Consider the following 23,365-nt stretch of genomic DNA (forward strand, 5'->3'; position numbering starts at 1 on the left):
GCACATGCCGCCCGGTCTGCGGGCGGCACAGGTGTCAGCCAACCTGCACGGACAGCATACTGATCGAACCCATCTCCATGCCTTCCACCGGGATGCTCACCGCCTCACCTTCAGCTCGCGCGCCGAGAATATACAGCAGCGGCAGATAGTGCTCCGGCGTCGGGTTAGCCAACTGCGCGCCTTCATGCTGCTGATAATTCACCAGCGGATGCTGTGCCGCCTCGCCTTCGTAGTCCAGATTATCGCGCACGAACTGGTTAAAGCTTTCCGCCCACGGATAAGCACTTTCCGCGCCCTGCCAGCGAATCATGCGCAGGTTATGCACCACGTTGCCGCTGGCTACCAGCATCACGCCTTCGTCACGCAGCGCCGCCAGTTTACGTCCCAGCGCAAAATGCCACGCCGCCGGCTGGGTGCCATCAATACTGAGCTGAATCAACGGAATGTCCGCTTGTGGATACATCTTCGCCAGCACGCCCCACGAGCCGTGATCAAAGCCCCACTGCTGATCGGCCTGCACCGCCACCGGCGCCAGCAGATCGATAACGCGCTGTGCCAGCGCAGGCGAACCTGGCGCCGGATAGCGCACGTCGAACAGCGCCTGCGGGAAGCCTCCAAAATCATGGATGGTGCGCGGATTGCTCATCGCCGTCACCGCCGTGCCGCGCGTGTACCAGTGCGCCGAGATGGCGAGAATAGCGCGCGGACGCGGCAGGGTTTCGCCCAGCTGCTGCCATACGCGGGTATAACGGTTGTCTTCTAATACGTTCATCGGGCTGCCGTGGCCGAGAAACAGAGCGGGCATGCGGGTCATTATTCATCCTCTGGCGTCGGGATCGCGTTAATGACTGTCACGATACGCGCTTTCGCCAGGGGAAAAACGCTGATAAGCGTGATGATGTTTATCAGCAAATTTGAACAAGATTTTGCCGACATAACTTTACGCTAAATAACTCGATATTTTATGGGGTTAACTATATTGTAACTGGTAATCATTATCATTAAGGAGCCCATCATGTCAGTACCTTTGCTGCTAACCATCCTGGCTGGCGGTGCCACTTTCGTCGGCGCGATTTTTGGCGTGCTCGGTCAAAAGCCGTCGAACCGCGTACTGGCCTTTGCGCTCGGCTTTGCCGCTGGCATCATGCTGCTGATTTCCCTGATGGAAATGCTGCCCGCCGCGCTGCATGCGGAAGGCATGTCGCCGGTGCTTGGCTACGGCATGTTCATGCTCGGCTTACTGGGTTATTTCGCCATGGATCGCCTGCTGCCGCACCAGCATCCGCAGGATCTGATGGCGGTCAATCGCCGCCCCACCAACCTGAAACGTACCGCGATCCTGCTGACGCTCGGTATCAGCCTGCATAACTTTCCCGAAGGCATTGCCACCTTTGTCACCGCCAGCAGCGATATGGAACTGGGGCTGGGCATCGCACTGGCCGTCGCGATCCACAATATTCCGGAAGGGCTGGCGGTGGCCGGACCGATGTACGCCGCCACCGGCTCGAAAGCCAAAGCGCTGTTCTGGGCCTGCCTGTCCGGCATGGCGGAGATTCTTGGTGGCATCATCGCCTTTCTGCTGCTGGGGCCGGCGGTCTCACCGGTGATGATTGCGGCGATTATGGCGGCGGTGGCGGGCATTATGGTGGCGCTGTCCGTGGATGAACTGATGCCGCTGGCGCGCGAAATCGATCCGCATAACAATCCCAGCTACGGCGTGCTGTGCGGCATGACGGTGATGGGTCTGAGCCTGACGTTGCTGCAAACCAGCGGGGTAGGCTGACGCGAGATTCGTCTTATTCATCACCACTTCGGCCTTAACTCTCAACGACTTAGTCTTGTTAAGGCGTAGTCGAGACGGGTCTTGTTAACACCCGACGGCGGGCTCATTACACTCCCTGCGACTCTTAGAAAGCAGTGGAGTGTTATGTTAATTCAGGGAGCCATTTTATGCCTGGCGATGAATATCTATCATGAAGCGCGCGGCGAACCGGTGAAGGGGCAGATTGCCGTCGGCACTGTCACCATGAACCGGGCTAACTGGGACGTCAAAGAGATCTGTCCGGTGGTGTACGCACCCAAACAGTTCTCCTGGACGTCTCTGCACAAACATCCCCATCGCCATCCGCCGCAGCATGACAAAAGCTGGCAGCGCGCGCAGCGCCTGGCCCAGCGGATTGTCGAGGGTAAGCTGGCGGATGTGACAAAGGGCGCGACCTTCTTTCATGCGCACAGCGCCAGACCCGCGTGGCGCCACGCCTTCCAGCGTACCGTGGTGATAGGCAATCACGTTTTTTACGCCAGCCGTTAATCATAAAAAAAGGCCGGATGCATCACATCCGGCCTTATTTATTTCACGTCGGCTTAGCTGGCCTGACGGGTTTCATGCTGGCGGCGCCAGGCCACCAGGTCTTCAATGGTCACCACCGGCATGGCGTGCTGCTTCGCAAACGCAATCACTTCCGGCGCGTGCGCCATGCTGCCGTCATCATTGGTCAGTTCGCACAGCACACCCGCAGGTTTGAAGCCCGCCAGCGTCACCAGATCGAGCGTCGCTTCGGTGTGGCCGCCGCGCGCCAGTACGCCGCCGTCGCGCGCGCGCAGCGGGAATACGTGGCCGGGACGATTCAGATCGGACGGTTTAGCGTCATCGGCAATCGCCGCGCGGATGGTGGTAATACGGTCGGAGGCCGATACGCCGGTCGTCACGCCGCTGGCCGCTTCAATGGTCACGGTAAAACCGGTGCCGTAAGAGCTGGTGTTGTTCTCTACCATCATCGGCAGATCCAGCTGCTGGCGGCGCGCTTCGTTAATGCACAGGCAGACAATGCCGCTGCCGTGACGAATGCTCAGCGCCATCTGTTCCACGGTCATGGTTTCGGCGGCGAAGATCATATCGCCTTCGTTTTCGCGATTTTCATCGTCCAGCACCATCACGCCGCGCCCGTTGCGCAGCGCATCGATGGCGCGTTCTACACGCTGTTCCGGCGTGCCAAATTCAGAAAGAAGCGTCTGATTCATGGTAAAAAAACCTTATTAATAAAATATGAGTTACCAGAACCAGGGCGAGCTTAGGAGTGCGTAGAAAACACATGGCAATAACGTGACGCGGGCGCAGCCCGGCTGATGTCGTTACCCTCTCCCATCCGGACTTTAACCGTCGGCCCCGGAATTACACCGGATCTGCTGACCTTTCACTGTACAGCGAAAGCGCTCGCGGGCTTTCAGCCGAAGCTGATTTACCGCCGGTGGGGAATTTCGCCCCGCCCTGAGAATAAGCGAAATTACTATAGCGCCAATCACCTGGTCGGGCAATCAACAAAAGTGCAAATGCTTTTGCACTTCATGCGTTGCGGATTTCGGGTTTAACCTTTTCGTTTCTGGCATTACACTTAATGCTTGATGAGTCGGAACACGCGCTGTTATCAGCCACCGTAACCAGGAAACAACCATGATCGACACGAAAAAAATTGAACAACTGGCGCGCCAGGTGCACGAAGCGATGCCAAAAGGTATTCGCGACTTTGGCGACGATGTGGAAAAGAAAATTCGTCAGGTATTGCAGGCGCAGTTAACCCGCATGGATCTGGTTAATCGTGAAGAGTTTGACGTGCAGACCCAGGTTTTGCTGCGCACGCGTGAAAAACTGGCGGCGCTGGAGCAGCGTCTGGCGAAGCTGGAGAGCGAAAGTCCGGCGGCCCCGGCTCCGGCGGTGATCACGCCAGATCCGGCAGGCAAAATCGATACGCCTCAGTAAGGTTTACGCGGCGGGAGTTCGCTCCCGCCGGCTACGTGTTCACTGATTGCGAATGGTTTTGATGATGTTGGTGGTGGAGATACCGTCTTCAAAGTTGAGCACACGCACGTCACCGCCGTTGGCCCACACCTCTTTACTGCCCGCGATATCTTCCGGCTTATAATCACCGCCTTTCACCAGCAGATCCGGCAGCACTTCGGCAATCAGCCGCTGTGGCGTATCCTCTTCAAACAGCACCACCCAGTCTACGGCTTCCAGCGCACCCAGCACGATCATGCGGTTTTCCTGCGGGTTCACCGGGCGGGTTTCGCCCTTAAGACGTTTGGTGGAAGCATCGCTGTTGACCGCCACGATCAGGCGATCGCCCAGTTTGCGCGCGTTGGCCAGATAAGAGACATGGCCGGCGTGCAGAATGTCGAACACGCCGTTGGTCATCACCACTTTCTCACCGCGCTGGCGCGCCTGCGCCACCGCCACTTTCAGCTCGGCTTCGGTCATCACGCCAAAGCCGCTGTCCGGCCGCGCGTGAATCGCATTCTCCAGCTCCACGGTACTGACGGTTGAAGTCCCGAGCTTGCCGACCACCACGCCAGCCGCAGCGTTGGCGAGGAAGCAGGCATCTTCCAGACTTTCACCGGCAGCCAGCACTGCGGCCAGCACGCCGATCACCGTATCGCCGGCACCGGTGACGTCATACACTTCCTGCGCCTGAGTGGGCAGATGCAGCGGCGCTTTGCCCGGCTGCAGCAGGGTCATCCCGTTTTCCGAACGCGTCACCAGCAGCGCGGAGAGATCGTAATCAGCGATCAGCTGCATACCGCGGCTGACAATCTCCTCTTCGCTTTTGCACTTGCCGACCACCGCTTCGAACTCGGACAGATTGGGCGTCAGCAGCGTCGCGCCGCGATAGCGTTCAAAATCGGTACCTTTCGGGTCGATCAGTACCGGCACCTGCGCCGCACGCGCCAGCTGAATCATGGTCTGCACGCTGCTCAGCGCGCCTTTGGCATAATCAGACAGCACCAGCGCGCCCGCCTGTGCCAGCGACTGACGCAGGCGATCGTGAATCGGCTGCGGATCAACCTGCTCAAAGCCCTCTTCAAAGTCGAGGCGAATCAGCTGCTGGTTGCGCGACAGCACGCGCAGTTTGGTGATGGTCGGATGGCTATCGAGGGCGACGAAATCGCACTCAACCTTCACCTGCGCCAGCGTTTCGCGCAGCACGCGCGCAGCGTCATCTGCACCGGTCAGGCCGATAAGGCGCGAGTCCGCACCGAGTGCAGCGATATTCATCGCCACGTTGGCCGCGCCGCCCGGACGCTCTTCAATGGTATCCACTTTAACCACCGGCACCGGGGCTTCCGGTGAGATCCGGCTGGTCGGGCCGTACCAGTAGCGGTCTAACATCACATCGCCGACAACCAGCACAGCGGCCTTGCCAAACGCGGGCAGTGTTACTTTCATGCAGAGACTCCAGACTTCAACGTTCAGTCAAAATAATGCGCGGATAATAGCATAGAAGCCGTCAGGCTCACTGCTCCGTGTCATCCGCATCGCTCGCGGCCAGCCAGCGCTGCCAGCTGGCGTGCACCACGGCGCGTTCGTCAGCGAACGATGCCGGATCGACATGACCCGGCAGTTCCTGCAGCGCCAGATGGTGCAGCGCATCGCGCAGCGTGACGTAAGCGTGCGTCAGCGCCTGCGCTTCCTCATCAGCCATGATGCCGTGGCGCGCCATCAGTTCGAAAATGCGCACATTATCCGACCAGCGCGTCAGCGCCGGCTGGCTGGCGGCGTAACCTAAGACCAGATACTGCGCAATGAATTCAATATCGGTGATACCGCCCTCATCGGTTTTAATCTCCCAGCGGCCTTTGTGCTTGTTACTGAGGTGCGCGCGCATTTTCTCACGCATCTCACGCACTTCGGTTTGCAGCTTCGCGCCTTCACGCGGCAGGCACAGAATACCGCGCCGGATCGCATCGAAGCGTTCACACAGCGCCGGTTCGCCAAACACGATGCGCGCGCGCACCAGCGCCTGATGTTCCCACGTCCAGGCTTCATGGCGCTGATAGTCGTCAAAGGCAGCAAAGGTGCTGACCAGCATGCCGGCCGCGCCAGAGGGGCGCAGGCGCGCGTCCACCTCATACAAAATGCCGGACGAGGTGCGGGTGCTGAACAGATGCATGACGCGCTGGGCGAGACGCAGGTAAAACTGACGCCCGTCGATAACGCGTTCACCGTCGGTTTCGGCATCGTCCGGACAGTCATGCAGAAACACCAGATCGAGATCCGAACTGTAACCCAGTTCCCAGCCGCCCAGTTTGCCGTAGCCGACCACGGCAAAGCCGCGCTCGCTGTCGCTGGTGAGGTGCGAAGGGCGGCCATAGCGCTGCACCATCATCTGCCACGCCTGCTGCACCACCGATTCAATGATCGCTTCCGCCAGCCAGGTTAAGTGATCGCTCACTTTCATCACCGGCAGGGTTCCGGCGATGTCGGCGGCGGCGATACGCAGATGCTGTGCCTGCTTGAACTGGCGCAGCGCTTCCAGCTGCTGCTCTTCATCATCGGTGGGAATGCGCAGCAGATACTGGCGCAGTTCGTCACGATAGGCATCGGTGGCGGTGGGCTGATACAGCGTGGCCGGATCGAGCAGTTCATCCAGCAGCAGCGGATAGCGCGCCAGCTGGCTGGCAATCATCGGCGAAGCGCCACACAGGCGAATCAGGTGGCGCAGCGCGCCGTGATACTCGGTCAGCAACTCGAGATAGGTGCTGCGCGTTAATACGCCAAGCAGCAGCGGCGTCAGGCGTGCCAGCACCACATCGGCGTCGTCACGTGCGCACACTTCGCTTAGCAGGCGCGGCATTAATTGATCGAGCGCCAGCCGGCCGCGCGGACCGATGGTGCGGCGACTGACATCCTGACGGAAATCATTCAGCGCCCGATACAGCGCATGGCGCTGTTCTGCCTGCAGCTGCGGTACCACCGGCAGCAAATCGCTCTCTTCCAGCGCGTCCTGCCACAGGCTGGCGAACTCCGCCAGCTGCGGCTGATCGTCGACATCCGGTGCATCATCGCCTATCAGCTCGTCGAAAATGTGGCGCACGCCGGCCATGTGCTGTTCCAGCTGTGCCAGCAGCGTCGCCCAGTCCGCCATGCCCATCGCCCAGGCCAGGCGCTGGCGGTCGAGCGGATTTTCCGGCAGCGTCTGCGTCTGCTCATCGTTGATGCTTTGCAGCAGATTCTCCAGCCGGCGTAAAAACAGGTAGGCGGCGCGCAGATGATCAACCTGCTCCGGTGTTAACAGTGCCAGCTCACCGATGGCCTGCAGCGTCGGCAGCAGCGAACGCAGCTGAAGTGAGCGCTCACGTCCCCCTCGAATCAGCTGAAACACCTGGACGATGAATTCGGTTTCGCGAATGCCGCCGGCGCCGAGTTTGATGTTGTCCTTCAGGCCGCGCCGCCGTACTTCGCGGGCAATCATGCCTTTCATGTTACGCAGCGACTGGATCACGCTGAAATCGATGTAGCGGCGATAGACGAACGGGCGCAGCATCTGCTGCAATTCCTGACTCCAGTGGCCGCCGTCATCGCCCATCAGGCGCGCTTTCACCATCGCGTAGCGCTCCCAGTCGCGACCCTGCTCCTGGTAGTAATCCTCCAGCGCGGCAAAGCTCAGCACCAGCGGGCCGCTGTCGCCAAACGGACGCAGGCGCATATCCACGCGATAAACAAAGCCATCGACGGTAGGTTGATCCAGCACCTTGATCAGGCGCTGCCCCATGCGGGTGAAGAACTGGGCGTTGTCGAGCTCGCGCCGGCCGCCGTGGGTGACGCCGTTTTCCGGCCAGGCAAAGATCAGGTCAATATCGGAAGAGAAGTTGAGTTCACCGCCGCCCAGCTTGCCCATACCCAGAATCAGCATCGGCTGCGCTTCGCCGGCGGCGTTGCACGGCGTGCCGAAATCGCGACAGCAATCCTGCCACACCCAGTCGCGCGCGGCGGTAATCAGCACTTCCGCCAGCGTGCTGAGCTGCGTCAGGCTCTGCCCGGTGCTGGCCTGCTCCAGCGCCTGCATCCACGCGATGCGCACCAGCATATGACGGCGGAACAGGCGCAGTTCGCGCATCAGGGAGGCTTCGTTATCTACCGGCTGCAGCGCCGCTGCCAGCCAGGCCGCATAGTGCTGCCACTCTTCGGGCTGCGGCGGTTGCTGCTGCAGCTGTTGCCACCACGCCGGATGCTGCTGCAGGTTGTCCACGATAAAGTCACTAAAGGTCAGTGCGCCAGCCTGCTGCGGTGTGATCGCCGTCAGCGGCAGGCCCAGACGTTCTGCCACGCTGGCGAGCTGCGCCTGCATCAGCGTCGGTAACGGTAACGACATCTTCCCTCCCTGATGATTGATGGTGCCGTAGCCTTAGCGTTTCGCACCGTTATTCAGCCAGAACGGCGGTTGACGGATCGCCAGATTGACCAGCTGAATCAGACCGCGCTCCTGTTTTTCACGAATGGCGTGCTGCAACTCCTGCCAGCCTGCCAGCCACTGGCTGACTTCTTCAGCCGGATATGCACCCGCCAGCAGATGCACCGCCAGCAGCTGGCGGTTCAGGCGCGTGGCTTTGTCCTGAAATTCATTAAACAGCTGCACGTCAACGAAGGTTTCACGCAGATCCGCGCCGATGCGCCCCAGCATGATGTCGCTGAAGCGTTTAAACGAGCCCTGCAGCTTACTTTTGTTCTTCTCGTCCAGCCACGGCTGCCACTGCGACTCCACCAGCCAGTGAGTAAGTGCTAACTGGGCTTCAACTGAGGTCGGTGAGAAGCAGACGGTTTCTGCGCTGGCCTCGCTGTCCGCCAGCAGCTCTTCCAGCCGGGTCAGCTTCTGACGCAGTTCGCTGTTGGCCTTGCGCGGCACCAGCGTGCCAAACAGGGAAAACGCCTGACGCAGCGTCTCCAGCGCTTCAATTACCCGTGTCCGGGCGTCCTCGTTACCGCGCAGCCAGACTTCTTCATGGTACTGCCAGTGGCCGAGCGCCGCGCTCATGGCGTGAACCATGCCCTGCTCCACCGTGGCTTTAGCGGCAATTTTCTGCAGCGGCAGCGCGCGCAATGGTCGCGGCGCGTTGCCCTGCGCCAGCTGATAACCGCGTGCCGCTTTGCTCAGGCTGCCGAGGCGCAGGCCGCCCGTGGCGATCAGCGCACTGGCGAAGGTCAGCATATCGCTGCGCGCTCCACGCTTAAGCTCCAGCTCCACTTCATACAGCGGCTCGCTCAGCTCCCCTGCGGCAACGCTGCCGCAATCGAAAGCCACTTCAATTTCGCTGTCGCCAACGCTCACCAGCCAGGTTTCACGCTGGAAATGGGTGCTGAACAGCGGCTGCAAACGCGGCTGCAGCGCGGCAATATCGGTACCCTGCGGCCAGATCTCTGCCGGCAGGCGGGCAATGTCCAGCTGCGGCTCGCTGAGGTCGACGTTGTATTCCGGACGCTGATGCAGGCCGCCCAGCGTTTTGCCGGCGGTTTTCAGCGTCATTTCATAGCGCTGATCCACGCCGCGAATTCGCAGGCCCATGTCCCAGCGGCGCAGCTGGTTGTCATCGGTTTCGTAATAGATGTTGGTCAACTCACGCGCGGCGTGGTGCTGATGTGGCCAGGCAGCAAGCGTCTGCGCCAGTTTTTCGGCGGCTTGCGGGGTGGCAATGAACTTTAATTCAATTTCGATGGTCATAATTTTTTATTCAATACGCTGCTGGCACTTACGAGTTTAATCTGGCGAAGAGTAATGCACCGCAAGCCTGCTGTCTCTGCTTTCTTGTGCTTTTACGACCCTTTTCGCACCGCATTGAGACCAGGATAGTTCTCATTCAGATTTATGCGAAGCGACTCCAGACTGTGCCGGTAAATTTACGCCCATCATGAAAAAACGATATCGAATGAAAAAAATCACACTTGCCGCTCTCTCTTTGCTGGCTTTCAGCGCCATCGCACCGGCCCACGCGGCCGATGAAAAACGTTACATCTCCGACGAATTATCCACCTGGGTACGCAGCGGCCCTGGCGATCAGTATCGCCTGGTTGGCAAGCTGAATGCCGGGGAGGAAGTCACGCTGCTGCAAACCAATAATGACTCGCAGTACGCGCAAATCCGCGATGCAGAAGGCAAAACTAACTGGATCCCGCTGTCGCAGCTCAGCGCCTCCCCCAGCCTGCGCACCCGCGTGCCGCAGCTGGAGCAGCAGGTCAAAGAGCTGACCGACAAACTGGCGAACATTGATAACAGCTGGAATCAGCGTACGTCAGAGATGCAGAACAAGGTGGCCAACAGCGACGGCACCATCAACGGCCTGAAAGAAGAGAATCAGAAGCTGCGCAACGAGCTGATTGTCGCGCAGAAGAAGGTCAGCGCCGCTAACGTTCAGCTGGATGACAAACAGCGCACCATCATCATGCAGTGGTTTATGTATGGCGGCGGCGTGCTCGGCGTGGGTCTGCTGCTCGGTCTGCTGCTGCCGCACATGGTGCCGCGCCGCAAGAAAAACGATCGCTGGATGAATTAAAGCCGCCACGCCATTTGTGGTTTGCCTGGAGGGGATCGTAAGATGCCCCTTTTGGCATGCCCGCTTTTTCGCCAAAGTATGCAACAATAACGTAACAAGCGTGCGCGGCACGCAAAAGTGGATTGCCTCTGGAGTGGTTGAGTGAAGACGTTTCTGGTCGGTGGCGCAGTGCGTGATGCCTTACTGCGTTTGCCGGTAAAAGATAGAGATTGGGTGGTGGTGGGCGCAACGCCCGACAGCATGCTGGCGCAGGGCTATCAGCAGGTAGGCCGGGATTTTCCGGTTTTTTTACATCCTGAAAGCCGCGAAGAGTATGCGCTGGCGCGCACCGAGCGCAAAAGCGGCAACGGTTATACCGGCTTCGTGACGCAGTTCGCGCCGGACGTGACGCTGGAGCAGGATTTACAGCGTCGCGATCTGACCATCAATGCCATCGCGCAGGCCGCTGACGGCACGCTGATCGACCCTTATCACGGCCAGCAGGATTTGCAGCAGCGCACCCTGCGTCACGTGTCGGCAGCTTTTAATGAAGATCCGCTGCGCGTGCTGCGCGTGGCGCGTTTTGCTGCCCGTTTCGCCCACCTCAATTTCCGCGTGGCACCCGAAACCCAGGCGCTGATGCGCGAGATGGCGCACAGCGGTGAACTGGCGCACCTCACCGCAGAGCGGGTGTGGAAAGAGACGGAAAAAGCGCTGCTGACGCGCAATCCACAGGTCTATTTCCAGCTGCTGCGCGACTGCGATGCATTGCAGGTGCTGTTCCCGGAAATCGACAACCTGTACGGCATTCCGGCCCCCGTTAAGTGGCATCCGGAGATCGACACCGGCGTCCACGCGCTGATGACGCTGACCATGGCCGCAGCGCTCTCCGACCAGCTTGACGTGCGTTTTGCCACGCTGTTCCACGATGTGGGTAAAGCGCTGACGCCGCCAGAGAAGTGGCCGAGCCATCATGGTCACGGCCCGGCCGGTGTACCGATTGTTGAAGCGCTGTGCCAGCGACTGCGCGTGCCGAACCAGGTGCGCGATCTGGCCCTGGTGGTGACGGAGTTTCACGATGTGGTACACACCATTGAACGCCAGCCGGCTGACGCGCTGGTGGCGCTGTTTGACCGCATCGACGCCTGGCGCAAGCCCGATCGCGTGGAAAAGATGGCACTGACCAGCGAAGCCGACGCTCGCGGGCGCACGACGCTGGAGAGCATGGCTTATCCGCAGGGCGATTATCTGCGGCGCGCGTTTGCGCTGGCGCAGGCGGTGCCCACCAAAGCGGTGGTCGAGGCCGGTTTCACAGGCGCGGCGGTGCGGGAAGAGCTGACGCGTCGGCGCGTGCTGGCGTTGCAGGAAGGGTTAATCGACGCGCGGCCAGCGTAACCGGCCGCGCCTCGCGTATTACATAAAGATGGCGTAAACCGCTGCCGCGACGATAAAGCGGTAGATGGCAAACGACACAAACGAGATACGTTTGATCAGCTCAAGGAACACTTTGATCGCCAGCAGCGCGACAATAAAGGCGGTCACGAAGCCCACGGCAAACATCGGGAAATCCTGCATCGTCAGGAAGCCCATGCTCTTGTAGAGATCGAGTCCGGTAGCACCGATCATCATCGGTACCGCGAGGATGAAGGAAAACTCGGACGCCGCATAGCGGCTGACGCCCATCAGCATACCGCCGGAGATGGTGGCGCCGGAACGCGAGAAGCCCGGCCACAGCGCCAGACACTGGAAGCAGCCAATCATAAACGCCTGGCGATAGGTGATGTCATCAATGCCCACCGCTTTCGGCTGCTTTGGCTTGAGATATTCCGCCGCCAGCAGCAGCACGCCGCCCACCACCAGCGCGTACATCACGTTGATCGGGTTAAACAGGGTTTTAATCTGGTCATGCAGTACCAGGCCAATCACCACTGCCGGCACCATACCCAGCAGAATGTGAATCAGCGTCAGTTTTCCGCTGCCGACGCCTTCGTGGCGCTCCTGGCCGAAGTGAATGCCGATCAGGCCAAACAGCCGGCGCCAGAACATCACCACTACGGCGAGGATTGAGCCCAGCTGGATCACCACTTCAAAGGTTTCCGCCTTCTCACCCTCGAACCCCAGCAAATGGCCAACAATAATCATGTGGCCTGTGGATGAGACCGGCAGGAACTCCGTAAGGCCTTCCACAACCCCCAGGATTGCAGCTACCCATAGCTGATGAATGTCTGCCATCAAATTTTACCCTCTATCCGTTTTAAACAGTAAAAAGGCGGTCGCGCACCGCTACCGCCTGAAATTATGCCTGCACCTTGCTGAAGGAAACCTTAAGGATTTCGGTCACTTCCCCTTCATCAGCGCAGCGGCCTCCACTGAGACACACCATAATTTGGTTTGGTTTCATTGTGATGGCAATCACGCAGGATTTATTTAGGAATAGTCCCGCGCTCAATTCTCACGCCCACGCTCGCCGCCTGGGCGACAGCCCCCGGTTTACCTACCTTCACGCGTACGCCAGGCGTTTTGAAACGATTCATCAACAGATCGGCGATTTCTTCCGCCACCCGTTCGACCAGCGCAAAACGCTGCCCCTGCAGATGACTGAGGATCGCTTCGGTGACATCGGCGTAGCTCAGACAGTGGTTCACATCGTCGCTCACCGCCGCCTGACGGTTGTCCCACGCCATTTCGACATCGAGCACCAGCTTCTGCTGCATGCCCTGTTCCCAGTCGTAAACGCCAATGGTGGTGAACACGGTGAGTTGTTCTATAAATACGATATCCATGATGTCACTCTCTGTTTTTGGCTTAGCCGGATACCACTTCCGGCGGATTATGCGTATTATCCACGCTTATCGAGAACAAAACGACCCAAAAGGAACGGTACGAAGCTATGAGTGCTATCGCGCTTGGTATGATTATTTTCGCGTATCTTTGCGGCTCGATTTCCAGTGCGATCCTGGTTTGTAAACTCGCTGGTTTACCCGATCCCCGCAGCGCAGGCTCTGGCAATCCGGGCGCCACCAACGTGTTACGTATTGGCGGTAAAGCCGCCGCTGCCGCGGTACTGATTTTCGACGTGGCGAAGGGAATGGTGCCGGTGTGGATCGCCTGGTGGCTGCACGTCACGCCGATGTATCTTGGTCTCACGGCCATCGCCGCCTGCCTCGGCCACATCTATCCGGTGTTTTTCCGCTTTCGCGGCGGCAAAGGTGTGGCCACCGCGTTTGGGGCCATCGCGCCGATTGGCTGGGACCTGACCGGCCTGATGACCGGCACCTGGCTGCTGACGGTGCTGCTCAGCGGCTACTCATCGCTGGGCGCGATCGTCAGCGCGTTGATTGCCCCGTTTTATGTCTGGTGGTTTAAGCCGCAGTTCACCTTTCCGGTGTCGATGCTGTCATGCCTGATTTTACTGCGCCATCACGACAATATTCAGCGCCTGTGGCGCGGTCAGGAAAACCGCGTGTGGAAGCGTAAAAAGAAGAAATAAAAAAACCGGCGCGCAGCCGGTTTTTTATCATCAGATGGCCGGTAATTCCGCCAGCGGCCAGCGTGGCCGCACGCTGACACCCAGCTCACCGCGCGTGCCGCCTTTCAGCCGCACCATGCCGGCATAGGCAATCATCGCGCCGTTATCGGTGCAGAACTCCGGACGGGCATAAAACACCTCGCCGCCGCGCGCGCTCATCATGGTTGCCATGCGTTCACGCAACGTGCGGTTGGCGCTCACGCCGCCGGCAATCACCAGGCGTTTAAAGCCGGTCTGCTCCAGCGCACGCTTGCATTTGATCATCAGCGTGTCCACTACCGCATCTTCAAAGGCGCGGGCGATATCGGCGCGCGCCTGTTCGTCACCGTCATGTTCGCGAATGGTATTCGCTGCGAAGGTTTTCAGGCCGGAGAAGCTGAAGTCCAGTCCCGGACGATCGGTCATCGGACGCGGGAACTTAAAGCGATCCGGCGTGCCCTGCTGTGCCATGCGCGACAGCATCGGGCCGCCCGGATAATCCAGCCCCAGCAGCTTGGCGGTTTTATCGAACGCTTCCCCGGCGGCATCGTCAATCGATTCGCCCAGCAGCGTATATTCACCAATGCCGGTGACGCTGATCAGCTGCGTGTGGCCGCCGGAGACCAGCAGTGCCACGAACGGGAATGCCGGTGGGTTGTCTTCCAGCATCGGCGCCAGCAGATGGCCTTCCATGTGATGCACCGGCACCGCTGGCACGTTCCAGGCGAACGCCAGCGCGCGGCCAATGGTGGCGCCAACCAGCAGCGCACCGACCAGGCCGGGACCGGCGGTGTACGCCACGGCGTCAATCTCTCCGGCCTGCAAGCCCGCCTGTTTCAGCGCGGCCTGGATCAGCGGCACGGTTTTCCGCACGTGATCGCGCGAGGCCAGTTCCGGCACCACGCCACCGTAATCGGCATGTAATTTCACCTGGCTATATAATTGATTCGCCAGCAGACCGGACGCATCGTCATAAATCGCGATGCCGGTTTCATCGCAGGACGTTTCAATACCCAGAACTCGCATAGCTTTATCACCCTCTTCTTGCGGCGCGCAGTGTAGCACAGGCCGGCTGACGCCTGCCCCCTTCCGCACGCGAAAAAGTGTTTTTCTGTCGCGCAAAGAGTGCGCTATACTCCACGGCCTGAAAAAACCGGCAGCCGCACAGGCAAACGCTCCTGTTGGTTCTAAATTGTCCATGGTGCTTTACAAGCCAGCCGCGCCTGGAGTAAAATGCTGCACCATTTTGAAAAGTGCTGGCGCCGCAGTCAGCAGCAAAAACCGAATTTTATCGAGGTGAGAGTTACATGCCGGTAATTAAAGTACGTGAAAACGAGCCATTCGACGTAGCACTGCGTCGCTTCAAGCGTTCCTGCGAGAAAGCAGGCGTTCTGGCTGAAGTTCGTCGTCGTGAGTTCTATGAAAAACCAACGACTGAACGTAAGCGCGCTAAAGCGTCTGCTGTTAAGCGTCACGCCAAGAAACTGGCTCGCGAAAACGCACGCCGCACTCGTCTGTACTAATTTCTTTTCGGAAGTTCGCTTCCGCCGCGTGTTAAACGCAGACAGAGTCAAGTAAGAGGCCGTGCTTTCCGAAAGGAAGCGCGGCTTGTTGCCGTTTATGAGCTGAAAAACCGGGGCTTATGGCTGGACGAATTCCACGCGTATTTATCAATGATTTACTTGCCCGCACGGACATCGTGGATCTTATCGATGCCCGCGTTAAGCTGAAAAAGCAGGGTAAGAACTATCACGCGTGCTGTCCTTTCCATAACGAAAAAACCCCCTCTTTCACCGTAAGCGGTGAGAAGCAGTTCTACTACTGCTTTGGTTGTGGTGCCAAAGGCAACGCCATCGACTTCCTGATGAATCACGATCGTCTGGATTTCGTCGAAAGCGTAGAGGAACTTGCCACGCAGCACGGCTTAGAAGTGCCGTACGAAGCGGGCAACGGTCCGAGCCCGATGGAGCGCCATCAGCGCCAGAGCCTGTATCAGCTGCTGGAAGGTTTAGACAGCTTTTATCAGCAGAGCCTGCGCAATCCGCAGGCGAAATCAGCACAACAGTATCTTGCCACACGCGGGCTGAGCCAGCAGGTGATCGATCACTTTGCTATTGGCTATGCGCCAGCCGGCTGGGACAACGTGCTGAAGCGTTTCGGTCAGCAGAAAGAAGATCGTGAATCGCTGATGGAAGCGGGCATGCTGGTCAGCAATGACAGCGGTCGTACCTACGATCGTTTCCGCGATCGCGTGATGTTTCCGATTCGCGACAAGCGCGGACGCGTGATTGGTTTTGGTGGCCGCGTGCTGGGCAACGATACGCCCAAGTACCTGAACTCACCGGAAACACCGATTTTCCATAAAGGCCGCCAGTTATACGGCCTGTATGAAGCGCAAAAAAATCATCCGCAACCGGCACGTCTGCTGGTGGTGGAAGGCTATATGGACGTGGTTGCGCTGGCGCAGTTCGGCATTGATTATGCTGTCGCCTCGCTGGGCACCTCGACCACGGCGGAACATATCCAGCTTTTGTTCCGCTCGACCGATAACGTGATCTGCTGCTACGACGGCGACCGCGCCGGTCGTGAAGCTGCATGGCGTGCGCTGGAAACCGCATTGCCTTACATGAATGACGGTCGTCAGCTACGCTTTATGTTTTTGCCCGACGGCGAAGACCCGGATACCCTGGTGCGTAAAGAGGGCAAAGCAGCGTTCGAAGCGCGGATGGAGGAGGCTATGCCGCTCTCCACGTTTCTGTTCGACAGCCTGATGCCGCAGGTGGATCTGAGTACGCGCGACGGCCGTACCAAGCTGGCGACGCTGGCGCTGCCGCTGATCAGCCAGATTCCGGGCGAAACGCTGCGGATTTATATGCGTCAGACGCTGGGTAATAAACTCGGCATTCTGGACGATAACCAGTTAGACAAGCTGATGCCGAAGCAGGCGGAAAGCGGTACCGCACCGGTGGCACCACCGATGAAACGCACCACCATGCGCGTGCTGATTGCGTTGCTGGTGCAGAATCCGCAATTTGCCGCCATCGTGCCTGCGCTGGACGGGCTGGAGCAGTCTAAATTAGCGGGATTGCCACTGTTTGTGGAGTTAGTCCGCCGTTGTACTGAGAATCCTGGCCTGACCACCGGACAGCTACTAGAGTTATATCGCGGGACAGAATTTAGCCAGCCCCTTGAAACATTGGCCACCTGGAACCACATGATCGTAGATGACGAAGCGGAAGAAGTGTTCCAGGACTCGCTGGCAAGCATCTATGATGCTGCGCTGGAGCAGCGCCTCGAAGCACTGATTGCGCGCGATCGGACTGAGGGCCTGAGCGCCGCCGAACGCCGTGAATTCTGGGCATTAAGCCAGGCATTAGCCAAAAAATAAGATTTTACCGGGTCAGAATGATGAAGGCTGATAACGCCGCCCTTCTTGCCTGATGTTTCTGGTTTATGGACGCTGTAAGCGAAGCCGGAAGCAATGCATACATACCATAGGCGTTAACGTCGCTGTCAGTTTCAAGGCTGCCAGCACGCAGCAACCGGAGCGTACTGGCGTACGTGAGGGATTGCGAGCACTGCCAGCATTGAAAATGGCAAGTGAGTTAGCGCCGGACAGAATATTAAGCGGCTTAAGTGCCGATTTACGATGGGCCAAAGCCCTGGCCGCGTTGAAGGCAGCGGCAAAAACACAACGCCTTCACTGTTATAGTTGGCTCGCTGCCGACCGACACCAATCTAATTAACAGAAGTGTGGATACCGTCTTATGGAGCAAAACCCGCAGTCACAGCTTAAGCTGCTTGTCACCCGTGGTAAGGAGCAGGGCTATCTGACCTATGCTGAGGTCAATGACCATCTGCCGGAAGATATCGTCGACTCCGATCAGATCGAAGACATCATCCAAATGATCAACGATATGGGTATTCAGGTGGTGGAAGAAGCCCCGGATGCCGATGATCTGATGCTGAATGAAAACAGCACCGATACTGACGAAGATGCCGCGGAAGCTGCCGCTCAGGTATTATCCAGCGTTGAATCTGAAATTGGCCGTACCACCGACCCGGTACGCATGTACATGCGTGAAATGGGTACCGTTGAACTGCTGACGCGTGAAGGCGAAATCGACATCGCCAAGCGTATCGAAGACGGTATCAACCAGGTGCAATGCTCTGTCGCCGAATACCCGGAAGCAATCACCTACCTGCTCGATCAGTACGATCGCGTTGAAGCGGGCGAGTCACGCCTGTCTGACCTGATCACCGGTTTCGTCGATCCGAACGCCGAGGAAGATCTGGCACCGACCGCGACCCACGTTGGTTCTGAGCTGTCAGAAGAAGACCGCGACGACGATGAAGAGGAAGACGAAGAGAGCGACGACGACAGCTCCGACGACGATAACTCTATCGATCCGGAACTGGCGCGCGAGAAGTTTAACGACCTGCGTACGCAGTACGAAACCACGCGCACCGTGATCAAAGCCAAAGGCCGCAGCCATGCGGACGCCGTGGCCGAGATTAATAATCTCTCTGAAGTGTTTAAACAGTTCCGCCTGGTACCGAAGCAGTTCGACTACCTGGTGAACAACATGCGTGAAATGATGGAGCGCGTGCGCACGCAAGAGCGCCTGATCATGAAGCTGTGTGTTGAACTGTGCAAAATGCCGAAGAAAAACTTCATCACCCTGTTTACCGGTAATGAAACCAGTGAGAGCTGGTTCAAAGCGGCACTGGCCATGAACAAACCGTGGTCGGAAAAACTGCAGGAAGTGGAAGAAGACGTCATGCGTTCGCTGCAGAAACTGCTGCAGATTGAAGAAGAGACCGGCCTGACCATTGAGCAGGTGAAAGACATCAACCGTCGTATGTCGATCGGCGAAGCCAAAGCGCGTCGTGCGAAGAAAGAGATGGTTGAGGCTAACCTGCGTCTGGTGATCTCCATCGCCAAGAAGTACACCAACCGTGGCCTGCAGTTCCTCGACCTGATTCAGGAAGGCAACATCGGTTTGATGAAAGCGGTGGATAAGTTTGAATATCGCCGTGGCTATAAGTTCTCAACTTACGCCACCTGGTGGATCCGTCAGGCTATCACCCGTTCCATCGCCGACCAGGCGCGTACCATCCGTATTCCGGTGCATATGATTGAGACCATTAACAAACTCAACCGTATTTCGCGCCAGATGCTGCAGGAGATGGGCCGCGAGCCAACGCCGGAAGAGCTGGCCGAGCGCATGCTGATGCCGGAAGATAAAATCCGTAAGGTGCTGAAAATCGCTAAAGAGCCGATCTCCATGGAGACGCCGATTGGTGATGATGAAGATTCGCATCTGGGCGACTTTATCGAAGATACCACGCTGGAGTTGCCGCTGGATTCCGCGACCTCGGAAAGCCTGCGTTCTGCCACCCACGACGTGCTGGCTGGCCTGACCGCGCGTGAAGCCAAAGTCCTGCGTATGCGTTTCGGTATCGATATGAACACCGACCACACGCTGGAAGAGGTGGGTAAACAGTTTGACGTAACGCGTGAGCGTATCCGTCAGATTGAAGCCAAAGCGCTGCGTAAACTGCGCCATCCGAGCCGCTCGGAAGTGCTGCGTAGCTTCCTCGACGATTAATCGTCCTGGTCAGTAAAAACCCCGGCTAGCCGGGGTTTTTTATTGTCTTCAGTATGGCGTCAGCCCTTTCTCCTGCATCACGCTGCGCGCCTTGTCGCTCTGCAGGTATTTCACGAACTTCGCCGCGGCCTGCTGCTGCTGGCTGCTGCGCGTGATCACCGCACCGTACAGCGTATCCTGCTGTGCCGCCGGCGGAATCAGTCCCACGATAGTAATGCCTTTCACCGCCTTCAGCTCGCTATTCTGCTGAAAGCCCAGCTCGGCTTTGCCCTGCGCGACCGCCTCACCCACCGGCGTGGCCGGAATCACGGTAATCTTCGCCGCCGTTTTCGGGCCCAGCTGCAGCTTATCCAGCATCTTGCTCTGAATATATTTGCCGCTGGCACTGTCAGACACGGCGATGCTTGAGGCGGAGGTCAGCACCTGTTTGAACTTCGCGACGGTACTGATATCCGGCGGCGTGGTGCCCTGCTTCACCGCCATGGCGATGTACGAGTGCGCCAGCACCTGATGGCTGGCGCTATCCACCCATTTCGCCTGCTCCAGCGGCTTGATGGCGTAATCCACCATCACCAGCACGTCGGCGCTTTCATGGCGTTTAAGGCGATTAGGAATCGCCTGCGGCGTATCACCCATCGACGGCGCCGCTTCCAGCTTAATGCTATCGCCGCTCTGCTGCTGATAATCCTGCTTCAGGCTTTCAATTACCGGATACATACCGCCGGAACTGAATACCTTCAGCGTTGCGGCATGGACGCCCGGTTGCGCCAGCAGCAGCAGTGCCGCCAGAACCATGGTGCGTTGCTTCATCTCCCTGCTCCTTTTTTTGCGTGGAGCATCCGGTGTAGCCAGAAACAAAACGATGAACAACGTTATTACCTGATGAAACAGAGCCAGCTCACGCCTTATTCTGTAACCAATCATGAAGTTGGCGATAAGCGGCGACCATCTCCTCCAGCGAAGCGCGGTTTAATCCGCTGGGATTGGGCAGCACCCATAAACGGGTTTCGCCCAGCAGCTGCGGCTGCTCGCCCCACGCCACATTGCGCTGACGAAACGCCTTCTGAAACGCATCCTTACCCAGCACCGCCAGCGCGCGCGGCTGAAAGCGCAGCACCTTTTCCTGCAGACGCGCACCGCCGTCACGCAGCTCCGCGCCCGCCAGCTCGCTGGCCTGAATGGTAGGGCGCTCTACCAGCATGGTGATGCCGCAGCCGGTCTCCAGCAGCCGCTGTTCCTGCTCCGGCAGCAGCTGCTCGCGGGTGAATCCGGCCTGATGGATGACCTTCCAGAAGCGGTTGCCAGGATGCGCAAAGTGAAAACCGGTATGCGCCGAGGATTTGCCCGGATTGATGCCACAGAACAGCACCTGCAAATCGGGTGCGATGATGTCGCGGATGTCGTGATCGCTCATGCTGTCACCAGCCCGGCGCGCAGTTTAACTGCCTGACGCGTCACCTCCAGCATCTGGCGCGCTTCCGCTTCATCGGTGCAGGCGCGCGCCAGCGCCAGCGCACCGACCATTTCGGCCTGCATGCTGCTGGCGATGCTTTCCGCCTGCGCATGTCCCAGCTGCTCCAGCGCCTGCACCAGCTGCCGCCGCACCGCTTCGCGCTTCGCCGAAAACAGCGCCCGCGCATCAGGCGGTAAATGTGCCACTTCGCTGACCAGCGCCGGTATCGGACAGCCCTCGCCCGGCGCGCCACAGTGCTGGTCCGACAGATAGCGGTCGATCCACTGGTTCAGCCGTTCAGCCGGATCCTCTATCGCCAGCACGGCGGAAAAACGCTGCGCCGAGTCGGCAAACATCTCGCTAATCACCGCTTCGACCAGCGCTTCACGCGAGGCAAAGTGCGCATAAAACCCACCGTGCGTCAGGCCGACGCGCTTCATCAGCGCTGCCACGCCAATGCCTTCGGTGCCGCATTCGCGCATCACCACCGCCGCTTCTTCCAGAATGCGCTGCCGCGTGCGCGCCTTATGGCTTAGCTTTTCCATCGGTTGTTACCCTGCTCATCGTTAATGGCAATCAGTGTAATTATTACGATCGTCATATTCCAGCTTGACGATAGATATGATGGTCGCCATATTATCAGCACACCAATATGACGACCATCATACAGAGGGCTTTTCCCATGTCACACCAACTGGCTTTAATCACCGGCGCTTCCAGCGGTATCGGCGCAACTTACGCAAAACAGCTGGCTGCACGCGGCAACGACCTGATTCTGGTGGCGCGCGATGCTGCACGTCTGAGCGCACTGGCGCAGTCGCTGCACGAAGCGCACGGCGTGGAAGTCAGCGTGCTGGCTGCGGATCTGACGCGCCATGAAGATCTGGCGCGTATTGATAGCGAGCTGCGGGACAATACGCGTATTACCACGCTGATCAACAATGCGGGCATGACGGTGGAAGGCGAGTTTATCGACGCCAGCATCGACCAGACACAAACCATGCTGGCACTGAACGTGGTGGCGCTGACGCAGCTCTCTCACACGGCCGCGCAGGTTTTCCGCAGCCGCAACGCGGGCACCATCGTGAACGTGGCGTCGGTACTGGCGCTGGTCAACGAACAGGCAAACGGGGCCTACAATGCGACGAAAGCTTTTGTGCTCTCGCTGACGCGGAATATGCAGCGTGAGCTGGCGGGCCACAACGTACGCGTGCAGGCGCTGCTGCCGGGCCTGACGCGCACCGAAATCTTTCAGCGCACCGGGCGCTCGGTGGATGACCTGCCGGCAGAGATGGTAATGGAGGTCGACGACTTAGTCGCCGCCGCGCTGCGCGGTCTGGATGACGGCGAAGCGATCACTATCCCTTCGGTGGAAGATATGGGCCTGTGGCAAAGCTTTGAGCAGGCGCGCGGTGCCATCCTGCCGTTTATCTCGCTGAATAAGCCCGCCACGCGCTATCGCTGAACCTGCGCATCCGGAGACAAGGCAGCAGCAAGCCTTGTCTCAAAAACGCGACAGCAGTGGGCGCTTATTGCCCGCTTCTGCCAGGGCTCGGGGATTTTTTGCTGTGAGATCAAGGACTCAGTGACTGCGGGAATTTTCACCAACCGATTGAGCAACGCTGGATCGCCCCACCGAGATACTTTATAATCCCCGCTCCGCTGGCCCCTTAGCTCAGTGGTTAGAGCAGGCGACTCATAATCGCTTGGTCGCTGGTTCAAACCCAGCAGGGGCCACCAAATTTTAGCTTTAAAATCAGCAATTTAAACCACCTTTCATGGTGGTTTTTTTATTTGTTCTATGAGTCGTTGGCAGCAAAATGGCAGCAGAGTTTCCGGCTCATCTCCACATAAAGGTGCGATCATGAAAAGACTTCTACTGGCGCTGATTATGTTGCCAGCGCTAAGCGCATTAGCATCTCCAATACCTGACTACATAGAAAAGACACTCAAAACTTTCCAATATGATAACTACGTTCTGCGAAATGGCATCCTTGTACTCAGCATAACAAAACCCGAAGTTAACAACGAAACAGCCCTTCGTTTTTTCTCGAGCATCTGTGACACCATATTCCTTCATCCGTGGGACGAAAAAACTATAACGTCTATGCGTATCTGGAATTCGAGACAAGATCAGGGTTTTGAGTTCAAAGGAGGGGGGAAGGAATGCAAACAGGTGGGTCAATTGAATTCTGATGAAACTAAAGCATTTATTGAAGCTCGAATTATTAAATTATAGGCCCGGCAATGCGGGCCCATATCTTACAGCCATAAACCGCCCTGCTGATTTCTGTCGGGGTGCGGTGGTACCGGCTTTACCTTGCCGGGACTCATGATAATCTCTGAGACAGTTTCATGGGATTTGAACGTGCAGCTGCAGTTTATGTTCTGGCACTGGTTGTATCGCTCTTTAGTGGTTTTTGAGACCTGGAAACTACTTCTTGTGTGGGCCGCGTTCCCGCACAGAGGACAATTCATCATTTATATACACCT

23 protein-coding genes, 1 tRNA gene and 1 riboswitch are annotated in these 23,365 nt (G+C 58.2%); of the genes, 12 read left to right on the forward strand and 12 right to left on the reverse strand.

Features of this window, described 5'->3' with window-relative positions; all coding sequences use genetic code 11:
* Positions 1–34 precede the first annotated feature (34 nt).
* Complete coding sequence (gene ygiD, locus FT726_RS06585; RefSeq protein ID WP_370445707.1) at positions 35–805, reverse strand: 4,5-DOPA dioxygenase extradiol; 771 nt, start codon at positions 803–805, stop codon at positions 35–37.
* Positions 806–1,015: 210 nt separating this feature from the next.
* On the opposite strand from ygiD, the gene zupT reads away from it, so the two are divergent.
* Both zupT and FT726_RS06595 read left to right on the forward strand, forming a co-directional pair.
* Positions 1,016–1,783, forward strand: coding sequence for a zinc transporter ZupT (gene zupT / locus FT726_RS06590; protein WP_021509618.1), 768 nt, complete (start codon positions 1,016–1,018; stop codon positions 1,781–1,783).
* Between the two features lie 144 nt (positions 1,784–1,927).
* The gene (locus tag FT726_RS06595) at positions 1,928–2,311 is read left to right on the forward strand and encodes a cell wall hydrolase (protein ID WP_021509619.1); all 384 of its coding nucleotides are present in this window, start codon (positions 1,928–1,930) and stop codon (positions 2,309–2,311) included.
* A 53-nt stretch (positions 2,312–2,364) separates the two neighbouring features.
* On the opposite strand, the gene ribB is transcribed toward FT726_RS06595, so the two are convergent.
* Positions 2,365–3,021 (reverse strand): 3,4-dihydroxy-2-butanone-4-phosphate synthase, encoded by a 657-nt coding sequence (ribB, locus tag FT726_RS06600; RefSeq protein ID WP_010618704.1) that lies wholly within the window; start codon positions 3,019–3,021, stop codon positions 2,365–2,367.
* Between the two features lie 109 nt (positions 3,022–3,130).
* Positions 3,131–3,280: riboswitch (FMN riboswitch) on the reverse strand.
* Between the two features lie 171 nt (positions 3,281–3,451).
* On the opposite strand from ribB, the gene FT726_RS06605 reads away from it, so the two are divergent.
* Positions 3,452–3,757: a ubiquinone biosynthesis accessory factor UbiK gene (locus tag FT726_RS06605; protein ID WP_010618705.1), complete on the forward strand. Its 306-nt coding sequence runs from the start codon at positions 3,452–3,454 to the stop codon at positions 3,755–3,757.
* Between the two features lie 39 nt (positions 3,758–3,796).
* On the opposite strand, the gene hldE is transcribed toward FT726_RS06605, so the two are convergent.
* From hldE to FT726_RS06620, 3 genes are all read right to left on the reverse strand, one after another.
* Complete coding sequence (hldE, locus tag FT726_RS06610) at positions 3,797–5,221, reverse strand: bifunctional D-glycero-beta-D-manno-heptose-7-phosphate kinase/D-glycero-beta-D-manno-heptose 1-phosphate adenylyltransferase HldE (protein ID WP_021509620.1); 1,425 nt, start codon at positions 5,219–5,221, stop codon at positions 3,797–3,799.
* A 67-nt stretch (positions 5,222–5,288) separates the two neighbouring features.
* Complete coding sequence (gene glnE, locus FT726_RS06615) at positions 5,289–8,147, reverse strand: bifunctional [glutamate--ammonia ligase]-adenylyl-L-tyrosine phosphorylase/[glutamate--ammonia-ligase] adenylyltransferase (protein ID WP_058780507.1); 2,859 nt, start codon at positions 8,145–8,147, stop codon at positions 5,289–5,291.
* Positions 8,148–8,180: 33 nt separating this feature from the next.
* On the reverse strand, positions 8,181–9,491 hold the full coding sequence (locus FT726_RS06620; RefSeq protein ID WP_346302580.1) for an inorganic triphosphatase: 1,311 nt from the start codon (positions 9,489–9,491) through the stop codon (positions 8,181–8,183).
* Positions 9,492–9,696: 205 nt separating this feature from the next.
* On the opposite strand from FT726_RS06620, the gene FT726_RS06625 reads away from it, so the two are divergent.
* Positions 9,697–10,320, forward strand: a complete 624-nt coding sequence (locus FT726_RS06625; RefSeq protein ID WP_010618709.1) for a TIGR04211 family SH3 domain-containing protein — start codon at positions 9,697–9,699, stop codon at positions 10,318–10,320.
* Positions 10,321–10,461: 141 nt separating this feature from the next.
* Entirely contained in the window at positions 10,462–11,694 is a 1,233-nt protein-coding gene (locus tag FT726_RS06630) for a multifunctional CCA addition/repair protein (protein WP_021509623.1), read from the forward strand.
* Positions 11,695–11,712: 18 nt separating this feature from the next.
* Here the strand turns inward: FT726_RS06630 and bacA are convergent, their stop codons facing one another.
* Positions 11,713–12,531, reverse strand: a complete 819-nt coding sequence (bacA, locus tag FT726_RS06635; protein WP_031280132.1) for an undecaprenyl-diphosphate phosphatase — start codon at positions 12,529–12,531, stop codon at positions 11,713–11,715.
* Positions 12,532–12,722: 191 nt separating this feature from the next.
* The gene (folB, locus tag FT726_RS06640; RefSeq protein ID WP_021509625.1) at positions 12,723–13,082 is read right to left on the reverse strand and encodes a bifunctional dihydroneopterin aldolase/7,8-dihydroneopterin epimerase; all 360 of its coding nucleotides are present in this window, start codon (positions 13,080–13,082) and stop codon (positions 12,723–12,725) included.
* A gap of 107 nt (positions 13,083–13,189) precedes the next feature.
* Here folB and plsY point away from each other — a divergent pair, with 107 nt between their 5' ends.
* Positions 13,190–13,789, forward strand: a complete 600-nt coding sequence (plsY, locus tag FT726_RS06645; protein ID WP_021509626.1) for a glycerol-3-phosphate 1-O-acyltransferase PlsY — start codon at positions 13,190–13,192, stop codon at positions 13,787–13,789.
* 30 nt (positions 13,790–13,819) lie between these two features.
* Here the strand turns inward: plsY and tsaD are convergent, their stop codons facing one another.
* Complete coding sequence (gene tsaD / locus FT726_RS06650; protein ID WP_031280133.1) at positions 13,820–14,833, reverse strand: tRNA (adenosine(37)-N6)-threonylcarbamoyltransferase complex transferase subunit TsaD; 1,014 nt, start codon at positions 14,831–14,833, stop codon at positions 13,820–13,822.
* 281 nt (positions 14,834–15,114) lie between these two features.
* Between tsaD and rpsU the strand changes: the two genes are divergently transcribed.
* From rpsU to rpoD, 3 genes are all read left to right on the forward strand, one after another.
* Positions 15,115–15,330, forward strand: a complete 216-nt coding sequence (gene rpsU, locus FT726_RS06655; RefSeq protein ID WP_001144069.1) for a 30S ribosomal protein S21 — start codon at positions 15,115–15,117, stop codon at positions 15,328–15,330.
* 119 nt (positions 15,331–15,449) lie between these two features.
* Positions 15,450–17,195 (forward strand): DNA primase, encoded by a 1,746-nt coding sequence (gene dnaG, locus FT726_RS06660; protein WP_127834612.1) that lies wholly within the window; start codon positions 15,450–15,452, stop codon positions 17,193–17,195.
* Positions 17,196–17,574: 379 nt separating this feature from the next.
* Complete coding sequence (gene rpoD / locus FT726_RS06665; protein WP_021509630.1) at positions 17,575–19,419, forward strand: RNA polymerase sigma factor RpoD; 1,845 nt, start codon at positions 17,575–17,577, stop codon at positions 19,417–19,419.
* 48 nt (positions 19,420–19,467) lie between these two features.
* Here the strand turns inward: rpoD and FT726_RS06670 are convergent, their stop codons facing one another.
* The 3 genes from FT726_RS06670 to FT726_RS06680 form a co-directional block, all read right to left on the reverse strand.
* Entirely contained in the window at positions 19,468–20,229 is a 762-nt protein-coding gene (locus tag FT726_RS06670; protein WP_282996898.1) for a substrate-binding domain-containing protein, read from the reverse strand.
* A gap of 88 nt (positions 20,230–20,317) precedes the next feature.
* Positions 20,318–20,833 (reverse strand): G/U mismatch-specific DNA glycosylase, encoded by a 516-nt coding sequence (mug, locus tag FT726_RS06675; RefSeq protein WP_058771358.1) that lies wholly within the window; start codon positions 20,831–20,833, stop codon positions 20,318–20,320.
* Positions 20,830–21,417 (reverse strand): TetR/AcrR family transcriptional regulator, encoded by a 588-nt coding sequence (locus tag FT726_RS06680; protein ID WP_282996897.1) that lies wholly within the window; start codon positions 21,415–21,417, stop codon positions 20,830–20,832. Before FT726_RS06680 ends, mug begins: the two co-directional genes overlap by 4 nt.
* Positions 21,418–21,554: 137 nt before the next feature.
* On the opposite strand from FT726_RS06680, the gene FT726_RS06685 reads away from it, so the two are divergent.
* The 3 genes from FT726_RS06685 (at position 21,555) to FT726_RS06695 (ending at position 23,111) form a co-directional block, all read left to right on the forward strand.
* Positions 21,555–22,337, forward strand: coding sequence for an SDR family oxidoreductase (locus FT726_RS06685; RefSeq protein ID WP_211725056.1), 783 nt, complete (start codon positions 21,555–21,557; stop codon positions 22,335–22,337).
* A 199-nt stretch (positions 22,338–22,536) separates the two neighbouring features.
* Positions 22,537–22,612: transfer RNA gene (locus tag FT726_RS06690), tRNA-Ile, on the forward strand.
* A gap of 124 nt (positions 22,613–22,736) precedes the next feature.
* Complete coding sequence (locus FT726_RS06695) at positions 22,737–23,111, forward strand: hypothetical protein (RefSeq protein ID WP_346302581.1); 375 nt, start codon at positions 22,737–22,739, stop codon at positions 23,109–23,111.
* Between the two features lie 23 nt (positions 23,112–23,134).
* Here the strand turns inward: FT726_RS06695 and FT726_RS06700 are convergent, their stop codons facing one another.
* Complete coding sequence (locus tag FT726_RS06700; protein WP_166720171.1) at positions 23,135–23,353, reverse strand: ogr/Delta-like zinc finger family protein; 219 nt, start codon at positions 23,351–23,353, stop codon at positions 23,135–23,137.
* Between the last annotated feature and the right edge of the window lie 12 nt (positions 23,354–23,365).

Origin of the sequence: Pantoea sp. Morm (assembly GCF_016643525.1) — a bacterium.
Taxonomy (GTDB): Bacteria; Pseudomonadota; Gammaproteobacteria; order Enterobacterales; family Enterobacteriaceae; genus Pantoea; species Pantoea dispersa.